Here is a 20,044-nt window from a genome sequence, read left to right as displayed (position 1 = left end):
CAATGATCAGCTTCGTGCTCGGCGTCGAGGACCTCGCGGACACCCGCTTCGCCCTCTCGCCCCTGCACGAGACCCTGTTCAGTCTGCGGGTGCTGCAGGATCCGGGCCTCTCGGCGCTGCACCTGCCCTGGCGCAGATCCGTGCTCGGCCGACTCGGCGCGCTCGACACCGGCCTCCTGATGTCCCTGGTCGCCCAGCGGCGCACCCTCCCGGACTTCCTGACCCCGAATCCCACGAGCTTCGCGCCGGCCTTCGGCGAGGAACTCTCCGTCGTCCGTCGGGCGTCCTGCGACCGGGTCCGTCACGACCTGCTGCTCGCGCACGCGCCAGACCCCCTTCCCGAAGCCCTCCGCGATGCCGGCGCCACCGACGACGGTCGGGTCGCCGCACTCCGCGACGCCGTCTGCGATCTCCTGCGGCAGTACTGGGAGGTGGCCATCGAGCCGGTGTGGCCGCAGATGCGACTGGTGCTGGAAGCCGACATGACCTACCGCGCCCGTCGGCTCGCCCTGGGAGGCGCCCGACTGCTGTTCGCCGACATGCACCGGAACCTGCGCTGGCAGGGCGGGGAGCTGTGCATCCACGAGATGATCAGCAGCCATCGGGTCGCGGTGTCCGGCCGGGGGCTGCTGCTCCTGCCGTCCGTGTTCGCGCACAAGCCCGCGCCGCCCGTCAGCCCGGACGAGGCGCCGAGTCTCGTCTATCCCGCTCGGGGAGTGGCCACGCTGTGGAGCCCGGAGGTGCCGACGGTCGACCGGACCGCCCTGGTGTCCCTGATCGGTTCGTCCCGGACGAGGCTGCTCGGCCTCCTGGAGGAGCCGCTGCCCACCGTGGAGCTCGCCCGCCGCCTCAGGGTCACCCCGAGCGCCGTCTCCCAACACCTGCGCGTCCTGTACGCCACGGGACTGGTCACGCGGGCGCGGGACGGACGGCAGGTGTTGTACCGGAGGAGCACGCTCGGCGACCGGCTCACCATGACCGCCACCGGGCCGCGCTCCCACGACGGTTGAGGAACGGGGGTCCGCCTTCCTCGCGCCGGGGGGGGCACCGGTTCCGGGGTCTGGGCCGGAGCCGGAGCCGGAGTCGCCTCGGGCTCCGGCGCCGGTGCCGCCTCCGGTCCGGCCTCGGGTCAGCGGCCGAACAGCCGCCGCAGGCCGCGGCGTTCGGGCTTGTCCTGCCCGGGGCCGCTCGGGGCCGGGTGGGAGGCCGCGTGGACGGGCTCCGCTTCGGTCAGCAGCGTCACCACCGCACTCAGGAAGGCGGACAGGTCCGGTGCCGGGCCCGAACCGAGGTTGAGGTGGCTGCCGTTCGCCCACTCACCGAGCACGGTGTAGGGCTCCCCGGTGAACGGGTTCATGGCGTGTTCCAGGGTGAAGTAGCGGCAGTGATCCGCGCCGCCCGGCTGGACGACGGCGGTGTAGTACGCCTCCGCCGGTGCGATGGGCCGCGGCATGACGATCACCAGCAGCCGGTGCGGGCCCAGCGTGATCAGCTCCGCCTTCAGACCGTCACTGGGCAGCTGCTGTCCGTCGGGCAGCCGCCCGCCGACGTCGTTCCAGAGGGAGGCGAACCCGGCGCTGAAGCCGTGGTCGGGTTCGTGGGCCAGCATCTTCGGCCCGAGGTCCCGGGCGAGGCCCGCGAGCACCCGGTGCGCGAACTGGTAGTGGTGCGGCCGGGGGTCGTTCTCCACGATGTCCATGCGCGGAAGTATGCCGATCACACCGGGATCGGCGGAACCGCTTTCCCGGTCCGTGATGCGGCGTCGCGCGAGGGGGCGGCCGCTGATCCGGGCGTCGGGAAAATCTTTTGCGCTGCCCCTGCAACCTCGCGGCCTGCCGCACGTCTTCGTTGGTGAGCGGTGGGGCCGACAGCCGGTTTCCCCCGTTCGCGTCGCAGTGCAGCCGCCCTGACGACGGTGCCCGGACGGCCGGGGCCACCGGGGCGCGCTTGTCTTCCACAGTCATCGCCAGAGGTGGCTGCGGCATGCCCGCAGCCGTGTCCCGGGGGGAACCATGTCCGATCTCAGCAGATCCATCCCAGCTGACTCAGCTCGGCTGCATATGTAGATCACCTGTATATATAGTCACACGACACGAGGGTGCGTCCCGGCACGGGCCGCGCCGCGGTTCGGCACGCCTTCCGACGCCCCGGGCGCCGGGACGCCCGGATGCCCGGGCATCCCGGTGGAGCCGAACCATCAGGGGAGGAAACAGAGTTCGATGCAGCAACACAGCGCACCCAGCACGTCCGATCAGCCGAGCGGAGCTCCGGCCGCCACCGCCGTCTCACCACCGACCACCGACGCCGGCCGTCCCACCGGCAGGACCACTGGCCGTCCCACCGTCAGCCCCGCCGGCGGCCTCACCGACCGGCTCGCCGCCCGGGCGGTACGGCACTTCGGGGAGCTGCGCCTGCGCCCCTGGTTCCGGCCCGCCGCCCTGACCGCCGGGTACGTCGCCGAGCTGCTCTTCCGGCTCGTCCTCGCCCGGCACCTGAGCTACCCGTCCGTCCACCCCGACGAGGACTCCTACCTCGTCCTGGCCCGCGTCCTCGCCGGCCGGTCGACGACCGAGATCCCGGTCGGCGTGGTCATCCCCGGCGGCTACCCGCTGCTGATCTCACCCGCACTGCGCCTGGCCGACGACCCGGTGACCGCGTACCACCTGATCATGGGGATCAACGCCCTGATCAGCTCACTGGTCTTCCCGCTCGCGTACGTCGCCCTGCGCCGCCTCGGCCTGCGCCGGCAACTCTCCTACGTCTTCGGCGCGGTGACCGCGCTGCTGCCGCCGGTGGTCTTCTACTCGCAGTTCGTGCTGACCGACGCCGTCCTGCCCGCGCTGATCCTCGCCTGGCTGCTCTGCCTGCACGGCTGGCTCGCCGACGGCCCGCTGCGGCGCCGCGCCTGGCACGCCGTCGGGGCGGGCGCGGCCGCCGGCTACGCGATGGCCACGCACGACCGAGGCGGCGTGGTGGTCGCCCTGACCGCCGTGGTGTTCGTCGGGGTCCTGCTGCTGCGCTGGGCCCCGTGGCGCGCGACCGCGGCCGGCCTCGGGGCGCTCGGCCTCGGCGTACTGGGCGCCGAACTGCTGTCCGCCTGGCTGCACGCCCAGTTCACCGTCCAGAACAGCGACGTCGGCGGGTTCCTCTGGCGGGGCCTCACCGACCCGGAGGCCGCCCAGCGGACCCTCACCCGGACCGCGGGCCAGATCTGGTGCTTCATCGTCTCCACCTGGGGCATCGGCGGACTGGCCGTCACCGTCTGCCTGTACGCGGTGTTCAGCCGCCGCTTCCCGCGGCCGCTGCGGATCACCGGCGGCGTGCTGGTGGCGCTGCTGGTCGGGACGGCGCTGGCGGCGGCGGCCGCCCTGCCGGACGACGGCCGGATCGACAACTGGGTCTACGCCCGCTACACCTCCTACCTCGTCCCGGCGGCCTTCGTCACCGGCTCCGCGGTCCTCGTCCGGTTCGGCCGCCGCGCCCTCGGCCGGACGGCGGCGGCGACGGCCGGGCTCACGCTGGTCCTCGCCGAGCTGGTGGTCCTGTCGGCCGGCAGCAAGCTGCGGACCCAGGTCTTCGTGCTCTGGGGCATGCCGGACGTCTCCTTCCTGTCCACCGACTGGGGCCGGCTCGCCCTGTTCCGGTCCAGCGCCGCCGCCCTGGTCATCCTCGGCGCGGTCGTGCTGATGCGGGCCACCGGAGGCCGCCCGGTGCTCTGGGCGGTCGGCCTCTCGCTCGCCCTGTTCGCCGCCTTCGCCACCTCGACGATCACCGCCCAGGTCACCCAGCCGCACGCGAAGTGGCGCAAGGCCCAGGCCACCGGGTTCACCCGCGCCGCCGGACTGAAGCCGGACGACAACGTGGTGTTCGCCTGGGACCTCGACTGGTCGCTGCGCGCCACCCAGGCCTTCGAGGTCTACCGCGGCCGGGTCTGGTACCTCGACCCGCGGTGGCAGCCCGTCCCGGCGGAGGCGACCGTCGTGGTCACCCCGCTGCCGGCGCCGGGGCAGCAACCCGAGGAGTACTGGCCCGGCCACCCCGCCGACTGGTACGTCGAGCGGGCGAACTCCGGACAGAACTGGGCGGTCTGGCACCGGCGTTGACCAGATCGACGGGCGGCCACCCGGCCCGGCGCCCGACCTGCGCGGACGCTCACCGGCCCGACACCGGAGACCCGACACCGGAGCCTGACACCTGAGTCCTGGCACCTGCCGCCGGGGTGCCCCGTCCGCTGCCGTCCCGCTATTCGATGAGGTCGGGCCGCCAGATGGTGGGCCGGTCCGGGTACACGTTCGCGGTGGGGGAGACGTTGTAGGCGGCGTCGGTGGCGTCGGCCGCGACCACCCGGCCGAGGCCCTGGTAGGCGAGGGGGATGGGCTCGCGCACGGTGGCGCAGTCGGCCGGCGGGGTGATCACGGTCGTCCCGGCGTCGAGGTCGATGACATGGGCGCCGGGCACTCCGGGGCAGGGATAGACCTTCCCGGCCCGGGCGAACTCCAGCCGCACCTTGGCCCTGGTGGGCAGGCTCGCCCGGTTCGTCACCTTGAGGGCGATGGAGACGCGGTCGGCCTCCACCCGCACGCAGACCCGCCAGGTGACGACCCCGGGCCCCGGGAACGGGGCGCTGCAGCGGCTGTCCTCGCCCAGCGAGCCCTTCTCGACGCCGGGGCGCTCGGTCGGCGGCGCGGGTTGGCTCAGCGCCGGCTGCGAGGCCGGGTCGGCGGGTGGGCCGGCCGCAACGGGCGTGCCCGCTACGGCCGGTGTGTTCGGCAAGGGCGGGGCGCTCGCGGAGGCCGTCGCGCTCGCGGAGGCCGTTGCGCTCGCGGAGGCCGTCGCGCCGACTGCGGTTGATCCGCCGGCTGCGCCCCGCACGGCCGGCGGGCTCGCCGCGGTCGTCGTGCTGGCGGCGTCGGCGGAGTCCTTCTCGGTGATGGGGTCGATGCCGTTGCCGGCCAGGTAGACGGTGAGGGCGGCACAGGCCACCGCGATCGAGGCCAGCCCCGTGATCCGGCCGGCCGAGCGCCGGGCGCGCCCCGGGGTCGGCGCCGGCAGCTCCGCAGGGGCCGGATCCGGTTCGTCCTCCGGCGGCGCGGAGGGCTGGTCCGCCTCTCCTCCTTCCGGCCCGCGAGGCGCCGTCGTGCCGGAGCGTCGGGCGGCGTCGATCCGGTCCAGGCAGTCGGCGGCCTTCTGCCAGGCCGCCACCAGTTCGCGGCGCTGCTCCGGCGTGAACCTGCCGCTGCCGACCATCAGATCGAGGACGGACGCCGAGGGCAGGGTGTGGCCGGACAGCACGCGGTGCCAGGTGCTCTTCCCGATCGGAGTACCGGCCTAGGCGGACCTGTTCTGCAGGGCGCGGCCCTGGAGGTCCAGCTCCGTCGTCAGGGTGGTCATCAGCTGCGTCCAGTCCTGGACGTCCGGCGGGTGCGGCACCGGGATGGCTCGCCCGCGCGTGGGCCTGGGGCCGGTCATCTGCCTCCTCCTCGGCAGCCCGGGCTGTCCCACAATCCCTGCGTTTCCGCAGGTCACGGGCGTGTGGGACAGCCCGTCGGGCAATGGGACAACTGGGACGGGCCCAGGCTACCGACGGGCCAGGACCGATGAGATCGTGATTGCCGTCGGCACTCGCCGACAGTCGCCAAGTTCCCAGCCCCGTCCGGGGTTTCCTCGTCATGCCCGGATCGGCGCATCATCCGAAGGAGTGAGCTCCCGTGAACCCGAGCCACCGCCGCGCCCTGCCCGTCGCCGCCAAGTCCCGCACTGCCCGCACCTCCTGGTCCCACGCGCCCGCCCGCGCCGCCGCCGCGCTCACCGCCGCCCTCGTCGTCACCGGTGCTCTCGGCGCCGGCGCGGCCGGCGCGGCGACCCTCCCGTCCGCCGGCCAGCGCAGCGAACGGACCGTCGCCGACGCCTCCGCCACGCGGACCGTCGCCGACGCCTCCGCCACGCGGACCGCTACCGACGCTCCCGCCACGCGGACCGCCGCCGCGCTCCGCGACCGGATCGTCTCGGTCGCCCGGGGCGAGATCGGGGTGCGCGAGGGCACCGCGGAGTGCAACAAGTACTTCCCGAACAAGAGCCACACCTGCAAGACCGGGTGGTGCGCGGCGTTCGTCGAGTGGACCTGGCGCGAGGCGGGCGTCAAGGAGGTGCCGAGCGACCTGACCGGCCGCGGTGTCGGCTACTGGGGCAAGCAGCACGGCCTGTGGCACCCCGTCGGCTCGGCCCACCCGCAGCCCGGTGACCTGGTGGTCTACGGCGAGCCGGCCAAGGAGACCCCGGGTGGCCACGTCGGCGTCGTGGTCGCCGTGCACGGCGACGGCACCCTCGACACCGTCGAGGGCAACTACAGCGACAAGGTCACCCTCCGCACCCACCTCAACCCCCGGACCGCCCGCGGTGGCGCCGACGACCTGCACGTCGCGGGCTACGTCACCCCGCCGAGCGCCTGACGGCCGCACCTCTGAACCTCTGACAGCCGTACCTCCGCCCCGCCCGGAGCCGCCACCACGGCGGCTCCGGGCTCCACCGCGTTCCGGGGGTCGCCGTCCCGCGGTCGTCGGGGTCGGTACGAACGAGCCGGGGGAAGGCTCAGCGCACCGGCAGCGTCAGCGTGGCCGGGTCGGCCGTGGTGGAGCCGAAGGTCACCCGCGAGCCGAGCGGAGTCTCCCCGCCGTAGAGGGCGTCCCGGGTGCCCAGCACCAGCGCCAGCCGGTGGCCCGACGGCAGGTCGTAGGCGGTGGCGAAGAGCGGGACGTCCATCGTGAACGGCTGTCCGGGCGTGCGGCCGGACCAGCTCTGCGGCGCGTGCGAGATCAGCCGGCCGACGCCGAGCGCGTCCACGTCGTAGAGGTAGGCGACGACCGTGCCCTGCGGGGCCGTCGAGGTGACCGTCGTGTGCACCCGGGCGACGCCGCGCAGCGACAGGCCCTGCGGGTACGGCCGGGACTGCCGGACGACGGCGGCCGGGCGGGCCAGCAGCGGGACGACCACGGTCGGCGGCTGGTGCACCGCCTGGTCGACCATCCCGGACAGCAGGGCGACCCCGCCGCTCGCGCCGGAGGGGGTGTTGCCGAGCACGGTGGTCCGCCAGTCCGCCGACACCTGGTCCCCGGCCGTGTCGGCCCCGGCGGTGTCGGCCCCGAGCGTGTCGGCGCCGACCGTGAGGTGCTCGGTGCGGGAGCTGACGGACTGCCAGTCGGCGTGGTCCTCGGGTGTGCCGGAGGGGCGCACTTCGAGGTGGACCGGCTTCGTCCGGCTCTCCGGGGCCGTGCCCGGGGTCATGCCCGGGGCGGTGCCCGGGGCGGTGTCCGGGGCCGGAGCTCCCTTGACGTACCGGTCGAGCCACGAGCGCGCGCTGTTCCAGGTGGCGTTGTCCAGTCCGAGCAGTCCGGTGAACTCCTGGCTGGCGTGGTCGCCCGGGCGCAGTTCGAGGCTCTTGGGGACGGTCAGCCGCTGGTAGAAGTCGGTGACCTGGCTGGGGTTGAAGAAGCTGTCGCCCCAGGCGTTGGCCATCAGGACGGCGGTGCCGTTCGCGTTGATCCGGTCCAGGTAGCGCGCCGGGGAGCGGGCGTCCGCCCAGCGGATGACCTCGGGGAGGTCGCGGTCGGCGAAGAGGTCGTCCAGTACCTTGGCGAACTCGGGGCTCTTGCGGCCGGTCGGGGCCTGGATGCCGGCGAGCACGGCCGCGGCCTGCAGGTGCCGGGTCTGTCCGCTGTAGAGCGAGTCGGTGAGGTCGGCCCAGCCGCTGAGCGAGGCGACGGCCTTGATCCGCGGGTCGGCGGCGGCGCCGAGCAGGGTCAGGCCGCCGCCCAGCGAGAGCCCCACCATGCCGATCCGGTCCGGGTCGGCCGGGGTGTGTGCGAGCGCCCAGTCGATCACCGCGGAGATGTCCGCGACGTCCTTGGGCCCGGCGACGTCGACCTCCCCGCCGGAGCCCCAGAAGCCCCGCACCGTGTAGGTGACGACGACGTACCCGTCGGCGGCGAGCGCACGGCCCTGGGCGACGTACTCCAGGTCGTTCTGCCCCAGCTGGCCGGCTGCACCAGCAGCGGGTGGCGCCCCTGCGGACCGGCTCCCGGCGCGCCGGGAGCGGGCGTGAACACGTCGGCCTTGAGGACGACGCCGTCGCCCATCGGGACGTCGGCCAGGCGGAACGATCCCGTACCCGTACCCGTGCCCGTTGCAGCCGGGGACGGCGCCTGTGCGACGGCGGGTTGTGCGACCGCGGGTTGTGCCACGGCGGGCTGTGCGACGGCGGCCCCGCCGACGGTGAGCGCCGCCGCGAGGACGGCACTCGCCGTCCGGCGTCCACGGCTGGGGGTGGGTCGTTCCATCACGTGCTCCATCTGTGCTCGAACTGCTCGACTGCCGGAGCGTAGCGATCTGACGAACATTCAGAGGAGATGATGATCAGCCAAATTACCAGCCAGTAACACCCGTCGGGCCGAGGTGCCTGTGCGGGGGCGGCGGATCGCATCCGGCAGGGTCCGGCCAATCTTTCGGACCCCCGTGGACCGCGTGACCCATCGGTGTTGGTATGGGCATGCCGTTGCACATCTTCCCCAGGAAGGGATCGACATGAGCAGGCTTCTCGGTGGACGCAGGGCAGTTCGCGCGGCCGGTGTCGTCGGCACCGCCCTCCTCGCCATGACCGGCGCCGCAGTGGGAACGGCCGTTCCCGCCACGGCCGCCCCCGCCGTGGCGGTGCGCGCCGCGCTCCCGGACGACGGTGGAATCAACCCGGGCGACATCCTCACGGCCCACAACTTCATCATGCAACTCGACGGCCAATCGGTCGAGTTCATCTCGGAGGTCAGCAGTCTCGACCCCGCCAACCACACGGTGACCCTGTCCCGCGGCTCGTTCCACAGCCCCATCGTCCAGCGCTGGATCGACGACGCGATCGCCGGGCGCGAGGGCCGCCTCAAGACCATGACCATCGGCATCTGCGACTACGCCGGCAACATCGTCAAGCGGTACAACTTCGGTGGCGCGTTCGTGGAGAAGATCGTGCTCGACAACGTGACGCACGAACCGAGCGTGCTCACCGTCAGGTACTTCACGATCGCCGTCAGCTGACAGCCTCCCTCGCGGGCCCGAACACCCACCGCCGCACCTTCCGCGCCTCCCGCTACTGACGTCCCTGACGCTTCCGTGCGGAATCGCGGGAACCGCGGCCGGGACGAGCGGTGACCGCGCAGTACCATCCCAGGTCAGGACGGTGCGTGAGGCATCCGGAAGGGAAGGGCGGGCGCATGGCGGGTGGCGCGTGGTCGGAGCTCCTGACGCACTCCGGGCAGTTGACCGCGCTGTACACCGAACTGCCGCCCCTGGAGGGCCTGGTCCTCCGGTCGGTGCAGCTGAACCCGCGCGGGGCCGGCGTCACCTTGCGGGTCGAGTTCCCCCGCTTTCCCGATCTCGCCCCGCAGGCCTGGACGGACGCGGGGTGCGACCGGTTCGAGGCGCAGGTCGAGTTCATGGCTGTGGAGGAGGACCTGCGGATGCGGGGCGTTCCCGACGGCACCGTGATCGACATCGGGTTGAGCCCGTTCCTGCGGGAGCGGGAGCGGGAGCGGGAGCGGCGGATCGCGGTCGGGGTGAGCGGTCGCGGGTTCTCGCTGGACTTCACGGCGCACGCCGCGCTCAAGGTGGGGCACCTCAACGCCTACTGCGCCCGCGACGCCGAACCCTACGCGGCCGAGCGGTGGTTCGTGAGCCCGCTCGACCGGCGCCTGTACGGCAGCGCGCTGCCGCCCACGACCGCGAAGAGGTTCTATGAGTGACCGCGACCGGCAGGGTGACCACGACCGGTCGGGTGACCAGGACCGGCAGGGTGACCGCGACTGGTCCGCGGAGGTGGTGAACCCCGGGACGGTCCGCGAGGTGCTGGGCGCACCGCCGCCCCCGCTGAGCGACTACGACCTGGACTCCGTCCTCGTCGACGAACGCGAAGCGTCCGTCACCTTGAGGTTCTCCGCCTTCGTCGTCCCGGCGGGCGCCGAGCTGTGGCGGGAGCGCGGCCACAACGCCGTCGAGTTCGTGCTGGTCTGCACCGGCGTGACGGACTTCGCGGTGGACGCGTGGTCGGGCTGGCCCACGACCCGCGCCACGCTCACGGGCAGGAGGGTGGTGCTCTCCGGGCGGGGCAAGCACGTGTCCTTCGTGGCGGCCGGGATCCGTGCCGAGCCGCCCGTCGGATGGCTCCGGAGCCGGTTCGAGTGAGATGCGGCGAGGGCCGAGGGGCGTCCCCCTCGGCCCTCGCCGTTTCGCCGTCCTCAGCACTCAGGCCTCAGCCGTTGCCACCGGCCCCTCGGGGGCCGTCGCGGCCGGTCAGTGCCAGTTGCTGATCCTGACGTCGCGCGGCGCGGGCTCACCCGTGCCGGTCTCCAGCATGCCCTTGAGGCTCATCAGGAACGTGGCCCACTTGGTGCTGCAGTGGTACATGAACTCCACCGGCTCCCTCCAGCCTTCGTGCCGGAACAGGACGATGGTGAAGTCGTCCTCCTGCTTGAGGTCGAAGCGGATCCGGGTGCCGATCCACTCCTCCGGGCCGTCGATGACCTCCCAGAGCACGTGGTGGCCGGGCTCGGTCTCCAGGACCTTCATGTCGAAGCCTCCGGGAGGGCCGAACCGGAACCGGACCACGCCGCCGACGCCGGCCTCGCCCTCCGTGTCCTCGGTCCACCAGCCCGTCAGTCCGTCGACGGTGGTCAGGGCCGTGTAGACGGCGTCCGGGGACGCCGTGACTCCGATCCGGTGCAGGATGTCCGCCATGGCGGTACCTCTCTCTCGTACGGGCGCCCGTCCCCGGGCGCGTTCGTTCCTCGGTGCGTGCTTTCGTCCGTGCCTTCGTGCGTTCCTCGACGCGCGCCTTCGTGCGTCCCGTCGTGCGTTCCTCGGTGCGTGCCGGCTCAGCTCTCCCGGCCGCTGTCCCGGTCGCGCTGGACGGCCTCGGCGATCCGCTTGATGCGGTGCAGGCGGGCATCCCAGGCGGCGCCGACCGACGACAGCTGTGCGACGGCGCGGGCGAGTTGGGCCTCGTCGACCTCGTACCGGCGCTCGCGTCCGGACGGCGTGTCGTGGACGAGCCCGACGCGGCCCAGCACGCCGAGGTGCTTGGCGACCGCCTGCCGGGTGACCGGGAGTTGGTCGCTGAGGGTGGTCGCCGTCCCGCCGCCGCCGGTCAGGAGCAGGTCGAGCATCCGCCGCCGGATCGGGTCTCCGACCGCCGACCAGAGCTCGTCGTCGATGACGGGGCTCACGGCCGCGTCCCCATCCGGGCCGCGTACGTGACGAGGCGGGGCAGGAAGTGGTCCCAGCCGCGGGCGTGGTCGAGGTACGCCTCCTCCAGGACGGCCGCCTCCCAGCCCTGCTCCCGGAACCCCGTCTCGGTGAACCGCAGCAGCGTGCCGCCGTCGGACGGGACCAGGTCGAAGGTGACCAGGAACGAGTTGTCCGGCGTCGCGGGCTCGCCCTCGCCGTGGGCCCAGCGGAAGCTGAACCGCCGGGGCGGGTCGGCCTCCACCACCGTGAGGGGTACGACCTTCACGTCCGGTGTCCCCGCACCGAACGAGATGGACCCGGTGGCTCCCGGGACCGGCTTGACGTCCGCTTCGTCCGGCCACCACTCCTGCAGGTGCTCGGGCGTGCTGATGACCTCGTAGACCACCTCGGGCGTGGCCTCGACGCGGATCTCCCGCTCGATGCTGCCGTACTCCATCCTGCTCTCCTCTCTCCACCACTTTCGCAACCTTTGGTTGCGTATAACGGTAGGCCGCTCCGCCGAAATGCGCAACCTTTGGTTGCGCCAAAGGGATCCGGGGGCGCGCCCGGACCCTGCCCGAGGCCGGCGCGGATATTCGACTGCCCGCTGTCGTACTCCCGTTCTAAGGTGCTCCCGACACGACCTGGGAGAACCCGTTGAGCCAAACCTTTCGCGTCGACCTGCGCGGGATCGTCGACCTTCTGAGCCATCACCTCTACACCAGCCCGCAGGTCTACGCCCGCGAGCTGCTGCAGAACGCCGTGGACGCCATCACGGCGCGCCGGACGGACGCCACGCACGCGCACACTACGCACGCGCACACCACGCACGCGGGCGGTACGGCCGACGCCGCCCCGCGGATCGCGATCGCCTCCAGTGACACGACCGGCGACGGCTCCCTGACCATCAGCGACAACGGCATCGGCCTCAGTGAGGCACAGGTGCACGAGCTGCTGGCGACGATCGGCCGCAGCTCGAAGCGGGACGACCTGGGCTTCGCCCGGCACGAGTTCATGGGCCAGTTCGGCATCGGGCTGCTGTCCTGCTTCATGGTGTCCGACGCGATCGAGGTCACCACCCGCAGGGCCGGCGAGCCCACCGTGCTGTGGCACGGCTTCTCGGACGGCGCCTACGCGGTGGAACTCGCGCCCGCCGACCGGCAGCGCGAGGAGACCGGAACCACCGTCACCCTGCGCCCCCGGCCCGGATGCGAGCACCTGCTGACCCGCCGCGCCGTGACCGGCCTGGTCGAGCACTACGGCGCCCGGCTGCCGTACCCGATCACGGTGGACGGCGAGCCGGTCACCGGCGGCCCGGCCCCCTGGGACCGCCCCGAGGACGAGACCGAGGCCGCCCGACGCGCCCGCCTGGAGGCGTACTGCGAGGAGGTCTTCGGCTTCGCGCCCTTCGACGTGATCGACGTGGCCACCGCCGAGGCGGGCCTGCGCGGCGTCGCCTTCGTCCTCCCGATGCCCGCCAACCCCGCCGTCCCGGCCGCGCACCGGGTCTACCTCAAGCAGATGCTGCTCTCCGAAGGAGCCGAACGCCTGCTGCCCGAGTGGGCCTTCTTCGTGCGCTGCGTCGTCGACACCACCGAGCTGCGGCCCACCGCCAGCCGCGAGGCGCTCTACGAGGACTCCCTCCTGGAGGCGACCCGCGACACCCTCGGCGACCGACTGCGCGGCTGGCTCGTACGGTTGAGCCGGCAGGAGCCGGCCCGGCTGCGCGCCTTCCTGCGCGTCCACCACCTGGGCGTCAAGGCCCTCGCCCTGCACGACGACGACATGCTGCGCCTGGTCGCCGAGTTCTGGCCGATGGAGACCAACGTCGGCCCGCTGACCCTCGCCGAGTTCGGCGAGCGCTACGGCCTGCTGCGCTTCACCCCGCTGCTGGACGAGTTCCGCCAGCTCGCCCCGGTGGCCGCCGCGCAGGGCCTGGCCGTCCTCAACGCCGGCTACGTCTACGACGCGGAGATCATCGACCGGCTCGCCTCGGTGGACCGCACCCTGGAGGTCGAGCAGCTGCGCGCCGCCGACCTCACCACCCACCTGCAGCGCCTGGACGCGGCCGACGAGCAGGCGATCGCCCCGTTCCTGGCCGTCGCCGACCGGGTGCTCGACCGGCTCGGCTGCGACCTGCTGGTCCGCTCCTTCGAACCGTCCGGGCTGCCCGCGCTCTACCTCCTGGACGAGGACACGGCCTTCCAGCTGGACGTCCGGGGCACCCGGGAGCAGGTCGACGACACCTGGTCGGCGATCCTCGGCAGCTTCCAGTCCGCCACCGCGCCCCGGCCCCGACTGGTGCTCAACCACCGCAACCCGCTCGCCCGCCAGGTCCTCGCGCTGGCCGATCCGGAGCTCCAGGCGATGTGTCTGGAGGGGCTCTACGCCCAGGCGCTGCTGCTCGGCCACCACCCGCTGCGCCCGGCCGACACCGCGGCCCTCAACCAGTCCTTCCTCGGCCTGATCGGCCGCGCCGTCGCGGGAGGCGCACGATGAGCCGCAGCGAGCAGGAACTCCGGCAGCTCTTCGCCGGCACCCACGGGATGCCCACCGGTGCGGCGAAGTTCGCCGCCCTGGAGGAGGTGATCCGGCACGCCGACGCGCTCGGACTGGTCGAGTTCGCCTTCGACGTCAGGATGTCGGCGACGCGGATGTACCAGCACAGCTGGGCGCCGGCGAAGTCCTTCCTCACCTTCTCCTGGTGCCTCGCGGCCTACGACCGGGAGCCCGAGCGCTTCGCCCCCGGGCACGAGCGCAGCCTGCTGTGGCACTTCAAGTGGATGGTCTACAACGTCCACCAGTTCCCGGAGATCCCGTTGCAGCGGGCGAGGGACCTGGTGGACGACATGGAGCGGCGCTACCGCCGGGGCGGGCACAGCATGCACGCCGTCCTCCAGCACCGCGGTCTGGTCGCGGAGAGCATCGGCGAACTCGACGAGGCGCAGGACTTCTACGAGCGGATGGCGCTCACCCGCCGGGACGGCCTCTCCGACTGCTCGGGCTGCGTGCCCAGCAGCCAGGTGCGGACGCTGGTCGCGCTCGGCCGGGACGACGAGGCGATCCGGGTCGGGGAGCCGGCAGTCCGCTCCGGTTGCACCGAGCAGCCGCAGTGGATCAACTCCGAGTTGCTGCTGCCCCTCGTGCGCACCGGCCAGGGCACGCGCGCCGTCGAGGCGCACCGCACCGCCTACCGCAGGATCCGCGACAACCCGCACCACCTGGGGGAGTTGGCGCTGAACCTGCTGTTCTGCGTGCGCAGCGGGAACGTCGGCCGTGGGCTCGACCTGATCGAGCGCCACCTGTCCTGGCTCGACCGGGCCCGTACACCGCTGACGGAGATGGAGTTCGCGGCAGCGGCCGTCGCCGTCCTGTCGCGGGCCCGGGAGCAGGAGGCCGGGACGGTCCTGCGCTTCCCCACCGTGGAGGGCAGGCGCCGCCCGGACGCGCGGGTGGCCGACCTCGCCGTGGAGCTGCGCGAGCGGGCCCTGGCCGTCGCCGAACGGTTCGACGTGCGCAACGGCAACACCTTCCAGAGCTCGCGGATGGAGGAGTGGATGGCCGCCGGTCCGATCGGCGAGCCCACGCCGCTGTCGGTCTTCGAGCGGGACCTGCGCTCGCGCAGCGGCGAACGCATCCACCGCCTGGCCGAGCAGGTCGCGGCCCGGACCGCGGCGGGCGATCTGACCTCCGCCGCCCGGGCCAGGGCCGCCGTCGCGGAGGCGCTGCTGGCCGAGGAGCGGCACGCCGAAGCGGTGGAGGCGGCCGAGGAGGCCGTCCGCGAACTCGACCGGCTCGACCTGACGGCGGACCTCGCCGCGTGCCGGTGGCTGCTGGCCCGCGCCTACCGGGCGGACGGTCGGAGGCAGGAGGCCGGCCGGGTGCTGGGCGAACTCCTGGACTCGGGGGAGTGGGGGCAGCCCGCCGAGGGCCCGGCGGGGCAGTCCGCCGGCGGCCCGGCGTCGTTGCCGCCGCGCCCGGAGCTCGAATCCACCCTCGGCGACTGGCTCGGCTACGGGCCCGCGGCCGCCGCCCGGTTCCTCGCCGCGGCCCGCGGCTTCGAGGCCGCCGGCCGGCAGGAGGACGCGCTGACCGCGCTCGCGGACGCGCTCGACCGGCTTCCGTGGGCCGAGCAGGAGGCCGCCGACGGCCTGCTCGCCGAGATCCTCAAGGAGACCGAAGCCGCCCTCGGCCGTGCGCCCGGCGAAGGCCCGGCCGACTCCGCCGCTCCTGCCACCGCGACCGCCGGCCTGCTGTTTGCCTACGCCCGCCGACTGCGCGTCACCGGCCGCCCGGCGGAGGCGGCCGACCGGCTGCGCACGGCAGGCGACCTGCTCGACGCGCACGCGGCGACGGGCGCCGGTGCGGACGCGGCCGTCGACCCGGGCATGGGCGCGGACGGGGACGCCTACCCGGGCACGGACGCGGGGATCCGGCGGGGCGCCGTGCTCACCGAACTCGGCGCCGTCCACCTGGACCTCGGTGACCCGGTCGCGGCCGAGGAGGCCGCCCGCGCCGCCCTCGCCCTGCTGGACGAACCCGACGACGCCTGGGAGGAGCTGTTCGTCATCGCCAAGGCCCTGCGAGCCCGCGGCGCCGACGACGAACTCGCCGCCTTCCTGGCCGACCACGACCTGACGGAGGAGGACCTCGACGACTGACGCACCGACCGGGCGGCGGCCCCGCCCGGCCGCCGCCCGGTCGGCCGCCACAACCGCCGCCCGCCGTCTGCCGAAACCCCGCCCGCCGTACCCCCGGGCGCCCACGGCCTGAGGCCGCATCGGATGCGCGGCGGTCGGACATGTCCGGTTACGCACGATCATCAGCTGTGACATCAGTCACACTCGCCACATTGAGTGTCCATCAGTTTTTCTTTGCAAAACCCATACCTGCAGGCCACATTCACAACGCGAGGTTCCGGGCGGGCCCCGGCGCCGTCCAAAACGATCTGGCTACCAACCGAGGATTGGCCCTAGCCTGCCCGCCATGTCCCAGAACACGAACACTCCCGGCTTCCCCGGGCAGCCGGGCGCTCCGGCCGGCGACTCCGCCCGGATCCAGCGTCAGGTGCAGCAGCAGGCCGGCGTCGGACCGGTCCACGGTGGCGGCGGCACTCTCTTCTCCGAGCCGGTCCTGGTGGTGAACCAGAAGGCCAAGCTGATCGAGCTGACCAACGAGTACGCGGTCCTCGACCAGAACGGCGGCACGCTGGGCTCGGTGGTCCAGGTCGGCCAGAGCGGTCTGCGCAAGCTGATACGGCTGCTCACCTCCCTCGACCAGTACCTGACCCACAAGCTGGAGATCCGTGACGCGCAGGGCACCCCGGTGCTGCTGCTGACCCGCCCGGCGAAGCTCATCAAGTCGCGGGTGATCGTGCAGCGTCCGGATGGCCAGGAGGTCGGCCAGATCATCCAGCAGAACGTCATCGGGAAGATCAACTTCGCGCTGGAGGTCGGCGGCCGGAAGGTCGGCGCCATCAAGGCGGAGAACTGGCGCGCCTGGAACTTCTCCATCGTCGACGAGACGGACACCGAGATCGCCCGGATCACCAAGACGTGGGAGGGCCTGGCGAAGACGATGTTCACCACGGCCGACAACTACGTGCTCCAGATCCACCGCCCGCTCGCCGACCCGCTGCTCAGCCTCGTCGTGGCGACCGCGCTGACCGTCGACACCGCGCTGAAGCAGGACGCCCGCGGCCTCGGCTAGCCGCAACCCGCACGGCTGCACCGCGTACGGCTGCAGCCCGCACGTCGTCCGGAGCCCCACCCCCCGACCAGCCCGTTTCCCGGGGGGCGGGGCCCTCCGACCTCGCCCGACCTCGCCCGACCTCGCCCGACCTCGCCCGACCTCGCCCGACCTCGCCCGACCTCGCCCGACCTCGCCCGACCTCGCCCGGCCTCGCCCGGCCGCCACCGCGCTACCCCGCGTCGTCCGACCCCCCGGCCGGCCCGGGGCCGGCGAGCGGGGTTCCGGCGAGGTGCTCGAAGAACTCGTCGAGCAGGCGGAAGAGTTCACGCACGGCGTGCTGGTCCTCCTCCTCCGACCACGGCTCCGCCGGGCGGCCGTCGGGAAAGGCCACGTCCACGACCAGGGCCGGGTAGACCACGTTCCACCCCGATCCCAGCCGGCAGGCGAGCCAGTCCCGGAACCCGTCCAACAGGACTCCTCCGGCGGCGAAGTCGTAGCCGGTGAGGAACGCGGTCACCGTCCCGAAGGAGACATGGCCGACGTACATGCCCGGACGCTTCTTGAAGCCGTCCCAGAACTCCTGGCGCGAGGACACCGGCTTCGTCCGGCCCCGCCACCAGGCGTCCGGCATCCGGGAGAGGTCGGTGCCTGCGCCCCAGGTGGAGTACGAGACGGCTTCCGGTCCCACCCCGAGCGCTGCGAGGAGACGGGCCACGCGCTCGGCCGAACCTGTCGGCCCGCCCTTCCTGGTCCAGACGTGCGTTCCGGGCGCATCGCCCTCGTGGTGGGTGACGACGAAGTCCGTTCCGTCCAGTACGAAGAACGCCGCCCGCAGCTGTCCGTGCCCGTCCCACGAGGTTTCGAGGGTCAGCCTGAGCCGCCGGGCCACCGCGTCCAGGTCCACCGAGAGCAAGGCCAGCGCACTCAACGGCCAGGTGGCGTTCTGGAACATCGAGGACTGCCACGCCGGATTGCGTCGGTCCGGTCGGGTCGATGACGCGGGCTCCCAGCCGTCCTCGGCGTCCGGTATGTCGATCAGTTCGGTCACGTCGGACAGTCAACCAGCAGCCGGCCGCCCGTCGCCCGGCGCCGGCCGCTTCGTCGTCGAGCCCGGTCCGGTCCGGTCCGGTCCGTTCACGGAACCCCGGTCGGAGCGGTTCCTCACGGATCCGCCTGCACCGGGCCGCGTACGGGGTGCTAGAAATCCCTGGTGGACGATCACCCCGAGCCCTCGACCCTGCGCGTCTTCGTGGCGCTGGCCCCGCCCGACGACGCCAAGGACGAGTTGGCCCGCGTCCTGCAGCCCGCCTACGAGAGGTACCCGCGGCTGCGGTGGAACCGGATCGAGGACTGGCACATCACCCTGGCCTTCCTCGGCGAACTCCCTTCCACTGCAGTGCCGTTGCTGCGTTCGGTACTGGCGGGCCGAGCCGCCTCGCACCCCGCCCTGCGGCTGAGCCTGCGCGGGGGCGGCCAGTTCGACGACCGACTGCTGTGGAGCGGCATCGGCGGGGACCTGGAGGGACTGCACCTGCTCGCCGCCGACGTCCGGGAGCTGGTCCGGTCCTGCGGGATCGAGTTCGGCGGGCGCCCGCTGCGGCCCCATCTGACGCTCGCACGGGCCCGCCGCGACGATCCCACCAGCGTGCCCGAGGTCGCCGCCGGGCTCACCGACTTCGTGGGCCGACCGTGGCTCAGCGAGCGCCTCCACCTGGTCGGCAGCAACATCGGCCGCGGGCCGGGGCCGATCCACTACCGCGACATCGAGTCGTGGCGGTTCGGCACCGCAGTCCGCCCCGGGGACGACGGCGCCCCCGGCGAGCCGTAGCCCCGGGCGCCCTCGCCGCACTCGGCCGGACCGCCGTCGGACCGCCGTCGGACCACCCTCGGACCGCCGTCGGACCGCCGTCGGACCGTCGGCAACGGGAGCGTGTCGGTCCCCTCGTCTAGCATGGCGTGCAGCGCGTTCCTCGCATGGGCTTGTTGAAGGGCCCGGGGCCGGGAAGGCGCAGGACGGCCGGTACCGACTCCTATCGTGGGCCGGCCGTCCGTCCCCTCTTCCGCGACCGCTCCGTTCGGCACTCCGGCCGTCGGTCCCCCGAGTGATCCCCGGCACAGGGGCTCGCCTTCCCAGCGGTGGTGATGATCACTAAGGTGTGGAAGCTGTGAGCATGCGTGAATCCGGTGACGATCTGTGGGACGAGTTCGTCAAGGACTTCGAGAAGAACAAGGCCGCGCGGGAGCCGAGCGTCGCCGAACGGGCCCCGCAGCCGGAGCGTCGACGCTCGCGGCGTCGGCTGCTGCTTCCGGTGGCCGCGGTCCTGCTGGCAGCCGCAGGCGCCGCGGCGTACCTGCTCCGGCCGTCGGACCCGGCGCCGGCCGCGGCCGCACCCGCGCCTGCGCCCGCCCCGGTGTCGTCCGCGCCCTCGGCACCGGCGGCGACGCCGCCGACCGTTGCCCCCTTGGCGGCGGCCTCGGCGGCGGCCGACGCTCCGGCCTCGGCCATCCCGCTGACCGTCTTCCCGGCGCAGGTACAGGGGTACACGCTGGTCGCGGCCGTGGCGCACCCCACCTGCACCGGCGCGAACACCGTGGCGCCGACCCTCGCCGGGTGGATCACCCAGGGCCACGGCTGTCTCGGCGTCAACCTGGTGCTGTACAGGGACGCCGAGGGCAACCAGTACAACCTGGCGCTGTTCACCATGAAGGACCCGCTCGACAGCCTGCACCTGGTCACCCAGCTGGGCGCCCACCCCGAGGCCCGCGAAGTCGGCGTCCACATCCCGCCCAAGGACTCGGGCCTGCCCCGGCTGCCGGCCGACAGCGGCTTCGTGCAGGACTTCGCGTCCTACGGGCACGGCTTGCTCGTCGGCTCGGCCCAGTGGTCCGACGGCCGGACCGCGGACTTCGACAAACTGGTGCAGCAGCTCTCGCCGTTGACCGATGCCGTCATCAGGAACGTCCCCGCCTGACGGAGCACCGTGTAGGCGCCGTGGGCCACCACGGAAGGGCCTCGCGGCGCCCTGACTGCCTTGCCCAGGCCCTGGGCCGGGGATCAATCCCGGCCCAGAGCCGCTATCATGACTGATCG

Annotated in this window: 19 protein-coding genes; 11 read left to right on the top strand and 8 right to left on the bottom strand. The window is 73.1% G+C overall.

All coding sequences use genetic code 11. The annotated features are described in order from the left end of the window. Window positions 1–2: 2 nt before the first annotated feature. Window positions 3–1,010, top strand: coding sequence for an ArsR/SmtB family transcription factor (locus ACIGG8_RS04010; RefSeq protein WP_396545554.1), 1,008 nt, complete (start codon window positions 3–5; stop codon window positions 1,008–1,010). 119 nt (window positions 1,011–1,129) lie between these two features. On the opposite strand, the gene ACIGG8_RS04005 is transcribed toward ACIGG8_RS04010, so the two are convergent. After that, window positions 1,130–1,699, bottom strand: coding sequence for a hypothetical protein (locus tag ACIGG8_RS04005; RefSeq protein ID WP_396545552.1), 570 nt, complete (start codon window positions 1,697–1,699; stop codon window positions 1,130–1,132). Between the two features lie 520 nt (window positions 1,700–2,219). On the opposite strand from ACIGG8_RS04005, the gene ACIGG8_RS04000 reads away from it, so the two are divergent. Then, window positions 2,220–4,103, top strand: a complete 1,884-nt coding sequence (locus ACIGG8_RS04000; RefSeq protein WP_396545550.1) for a phospholipid carrier-dependent glycosyltransferase — start codon at window positions 2,220–2,222, stop codon at window positions 4,101–4,103. 139 nt (window positions 4,104–4,242) lie between these two features. Here ACIGG8_RS04000 and ACIGG8_RS03995 read toward each other — a convergent pair whose 3' ends face one another. Continuing rightward, complete coding sequence (locus tag ACIGG8_RS03995; RefSeq protein ID WP_396545548.1) at window positions 4,243–5,292, bottom strand: hypothetical protein; 1,050 nt, start codon at window positions 5,290–5,292, stop codon at window positions 4,243–4,245. A gap of 36 nt (window positions 5,293–5,328) precedes the next feature. Continuing rightward, complete coding sequence (locus tag ACIGG8_RS03990; RefSeq protein ID WP_396545546.1) at window positions 5,329–5,469, bottom strand: hypothetical protein; 141 nt, start codon at window positions 5,467–5,469, stop codon at window positions 5,329–5,331. A gap of 239 nt (window positions 5,470–5,708) precedes the next feature. On the opposite strand from ACIGG8_RS03990, the gene ACIGG8_RS03985 reads away from it, so the two are divergent. Continuing rightward, the gene (locus ACIGG8_RS03985; RefSeq protein ID WP_396545544.1) at window positions 5,709–6,449 is read left to right on the top strand and encodes a CHAP domain-containing protein; all 741 of its coding nucleotides are present in this window, start codon (window positions 5,709–5,711) and stop codon (window positions 6,447–6,449) included. A 139-nt stretch (window positions 6,450–6,588) separates the two neighbouring features. Here ACIGG8_RS03985 and ACIGG8_RS03980 read toward each other — a convergent pair whose 3' ends face one another. Continuing rightward, entirely contained in the window at window positions 6,589–8,013 is a 1,425-nt protein-coding gene (locus ACIGG8_RS03980) for a CocE/NonD family hydrolase (RefSeq protein ID WP_396545758.1), read from the bottom strand. A 564-nt stretch (window positions 8,014–8,577) separates the two neighbouring features. On the opposite strand from ACIGG8_RS03980, the gene ACIGG8_RS03975 reads away from it, so the two are divergent. The 3 genes from ACIGG8_RS03975 to ACIGG8_RS03965 all read left to right on the top strand — a co-directional run bounded on the left by ACIGG8_RS03975 (window position 8,578) and on the right by ACIGG8_RS03965 (window position 10,221). Beyond that, entirely contained in the window at window positions 8,578–9,078 is a 501-nt protein-coding gene (locus ACIGG8_RS03975) for a hypothetical protein (RefSeq protein ID WP_396545542.1), read from the top strand. A gap of 176 nt (window positions 9,079–9,254) precedes the next feature. Next, complete coding sequence (locus ACIGG8_RS03970; RefSeq protein WP_396545540.1) at window positions 9,255–9,782, top strand: Imm50 family immunity protein; 528 nt, start codon at window positions 9,255–9,257, stop codon at window positions 9,780–9,782. Beyond that, window positions 9,775–10,221, top strand: a complete 447-nt coding sequence (locus tag ACIGG8_RS03965; protein ID WP_396545538.1) for a hypothetical protein — start codon at window positions 9,775–9,777, stop codon at window positions 10,219–10,221. The genes ACIGG8_RS03970 and ACIGG8_RS03965 overlap by 8 nt, the downstream gene beginning before the upstream one ends. Before the next feature lie 108 nt (window positions 10,222–10,329). Here ACIGG8_RS03965 and ACIGG8_RS03960 read toward each other — a convergent pair whose 3' ends face one another. The 3 genes from ACIGG8_RS03960 to ACIGG8_RS03950 form a co-directional block, all read right to left on the bottom strand. Next, complete coding sequence (locus ACIGG8_RS03960) at window positions 10,330–10,773, bottom strand: SRPBCC domain-containing protein (RefSeq protein WP_396545536.1); 444 nt, start codon at window positions 10,771–10,773, stop codon at window positions 10,330–10,332. A 137-nt stretch (window positions 10,774–10,910) separates the two neighbouring features. Continuing rightward, window positions 10,911–11,261 (bottom strand): ArsR/SmtB family transcription factor, encoded by a 351-nt coding sequence (locus tag ACIGG8_RS03955; RefSeq protein ID WP_396545534.1) that lies wholly within the window; start codon window positions 11,259–11,261, stop codon window positions 10,911–10,913. Next, complete coding sequence (locus tag ACIGG8_RS03950; RefSeq protein ID WP_396545532.1) at window positions 11,258–11,719, bottom strand: SRPBCC domain-containing protein; 462 nt, start codon at window positions 11,717–11,719, stop codon at window positions 11,258–11,260. Before ACIGG8_RS03950 ends, ACIGG8_RS03955 begins: the two co-directional genes overlap by 4 nt. A 200-nt stretch (window positions 11,720–11,919) precedes the next feature. Here ACIGG8_RS03950 and ACIGG8_RS03945 point away from each other — a divergent pair, with 200 nt between their 5' ends. The 3 genes from ACIGG8_RS03945 (at window position 11,920) to ACIGG8_RS03935 (ending at window position 16,971) form a co-directional block, all read left to right on the top strand. After that, a complete protein-coding gene (locus tag ACIGG8_RS03945; RefSeq protein WP_396545530.1) occupies window positions 11,920–13,761 on the top strand; it encodes an HSP90 family protein in 1,842 nt (613 codons plus the stop codon). Next, window positions 13,758–15,923 carry a hypothetical protein gene (locus ACIGG8_RS03940; protein WP_396545528.1) on the top strand — a complete coding sequence of 722 codons (2,166 nt, stop codon included), beginning with the start codon at window positions 13,758–13,760 and terminating at the stop codon, window positions 15,921–15,923. The genes ACIGG8_RS03945 and ACIGG8_RS03940 overlap by 4 nt, the downstream gene beginning before the upstream one ends. A 304-nt stretch (window positions 15,924–16,227) precedes the next feature. After that, window positions 16,228–16,971 (top strand): LURP-one-related/scramblase family protein, encoded by a 744-nt coding sequence (locus ACIGG8_RS03935; RefSeq protein ID WP_396545756.1) that lies wholly within the window; start codon window positions 16,228–16,230, stop codon window positions 16,969–16,971. A 211-nt stretch (window positions 16,972–17,182) separates the two neighbouring features. Here ACIGG8_RS03935 and ACIGG8_RS03930 read toward each other — a convergent pair whose 3' ends face one another. Then, window positions 17,183–18,001: a hypothetical protein gene (locus ACIGG8_RS03930; RefSeq protein WP_396545526.1), complete on the bottom strand. Its 819-nt coding sequence runs from the start codon at window positions 17,999–18,001 to the stop codon at window positions 17,183–17,185. A 162-nt stretch (window positions 18,002–18,163) separates the two neighbouring features. Here ACIGG8_RS03930 and thpR point away from each other — a divergent pair, with 162 nt between their 5' ends. Next, window positions 18,164–18,781 carry an RNA 2',3'-cyclic phosphodiesterase gene (thpR, locus tag ACIGG8_RS03925; protein WP_396545524.1) on the top strand — a complete coding sequence of 206 codons (618 nt, stop codon included), beginning with the start codon at window positions 18,164–18,166 and terminating at the stop codon, window positions 18,779–18,781. Window positions 18,782–19,118: 337 nt separating this feature from the next. Further along, the gene (locus ACIGG8_RS03920) at window positions 19,119–19,925 is read left to right on the top strand and encodes a hypothetical protein (protein WP_396545522.1); all 807 of its coding nucleotides are present in this window, start codon (window positions 19,119–19,121) and stop codon (window positions 19,923–19,925) included. The last annotated feature ends 119 nt before the right edge of the window (window positions 19,926–20,044 follow it).

The organism is Kitasatospora sp. NPDC085464, from assembly GCF_044541955.1.
GTDB lineage: Bacteria > Actinomycetota > Actinomycetes > Streptomycetales > Streptomycetaceae > Kitasatospora.
Note: the sequence above shows the minus strand (reverse complement) of the source record. Positions and strands in the feature narration are given on the sequence as shown.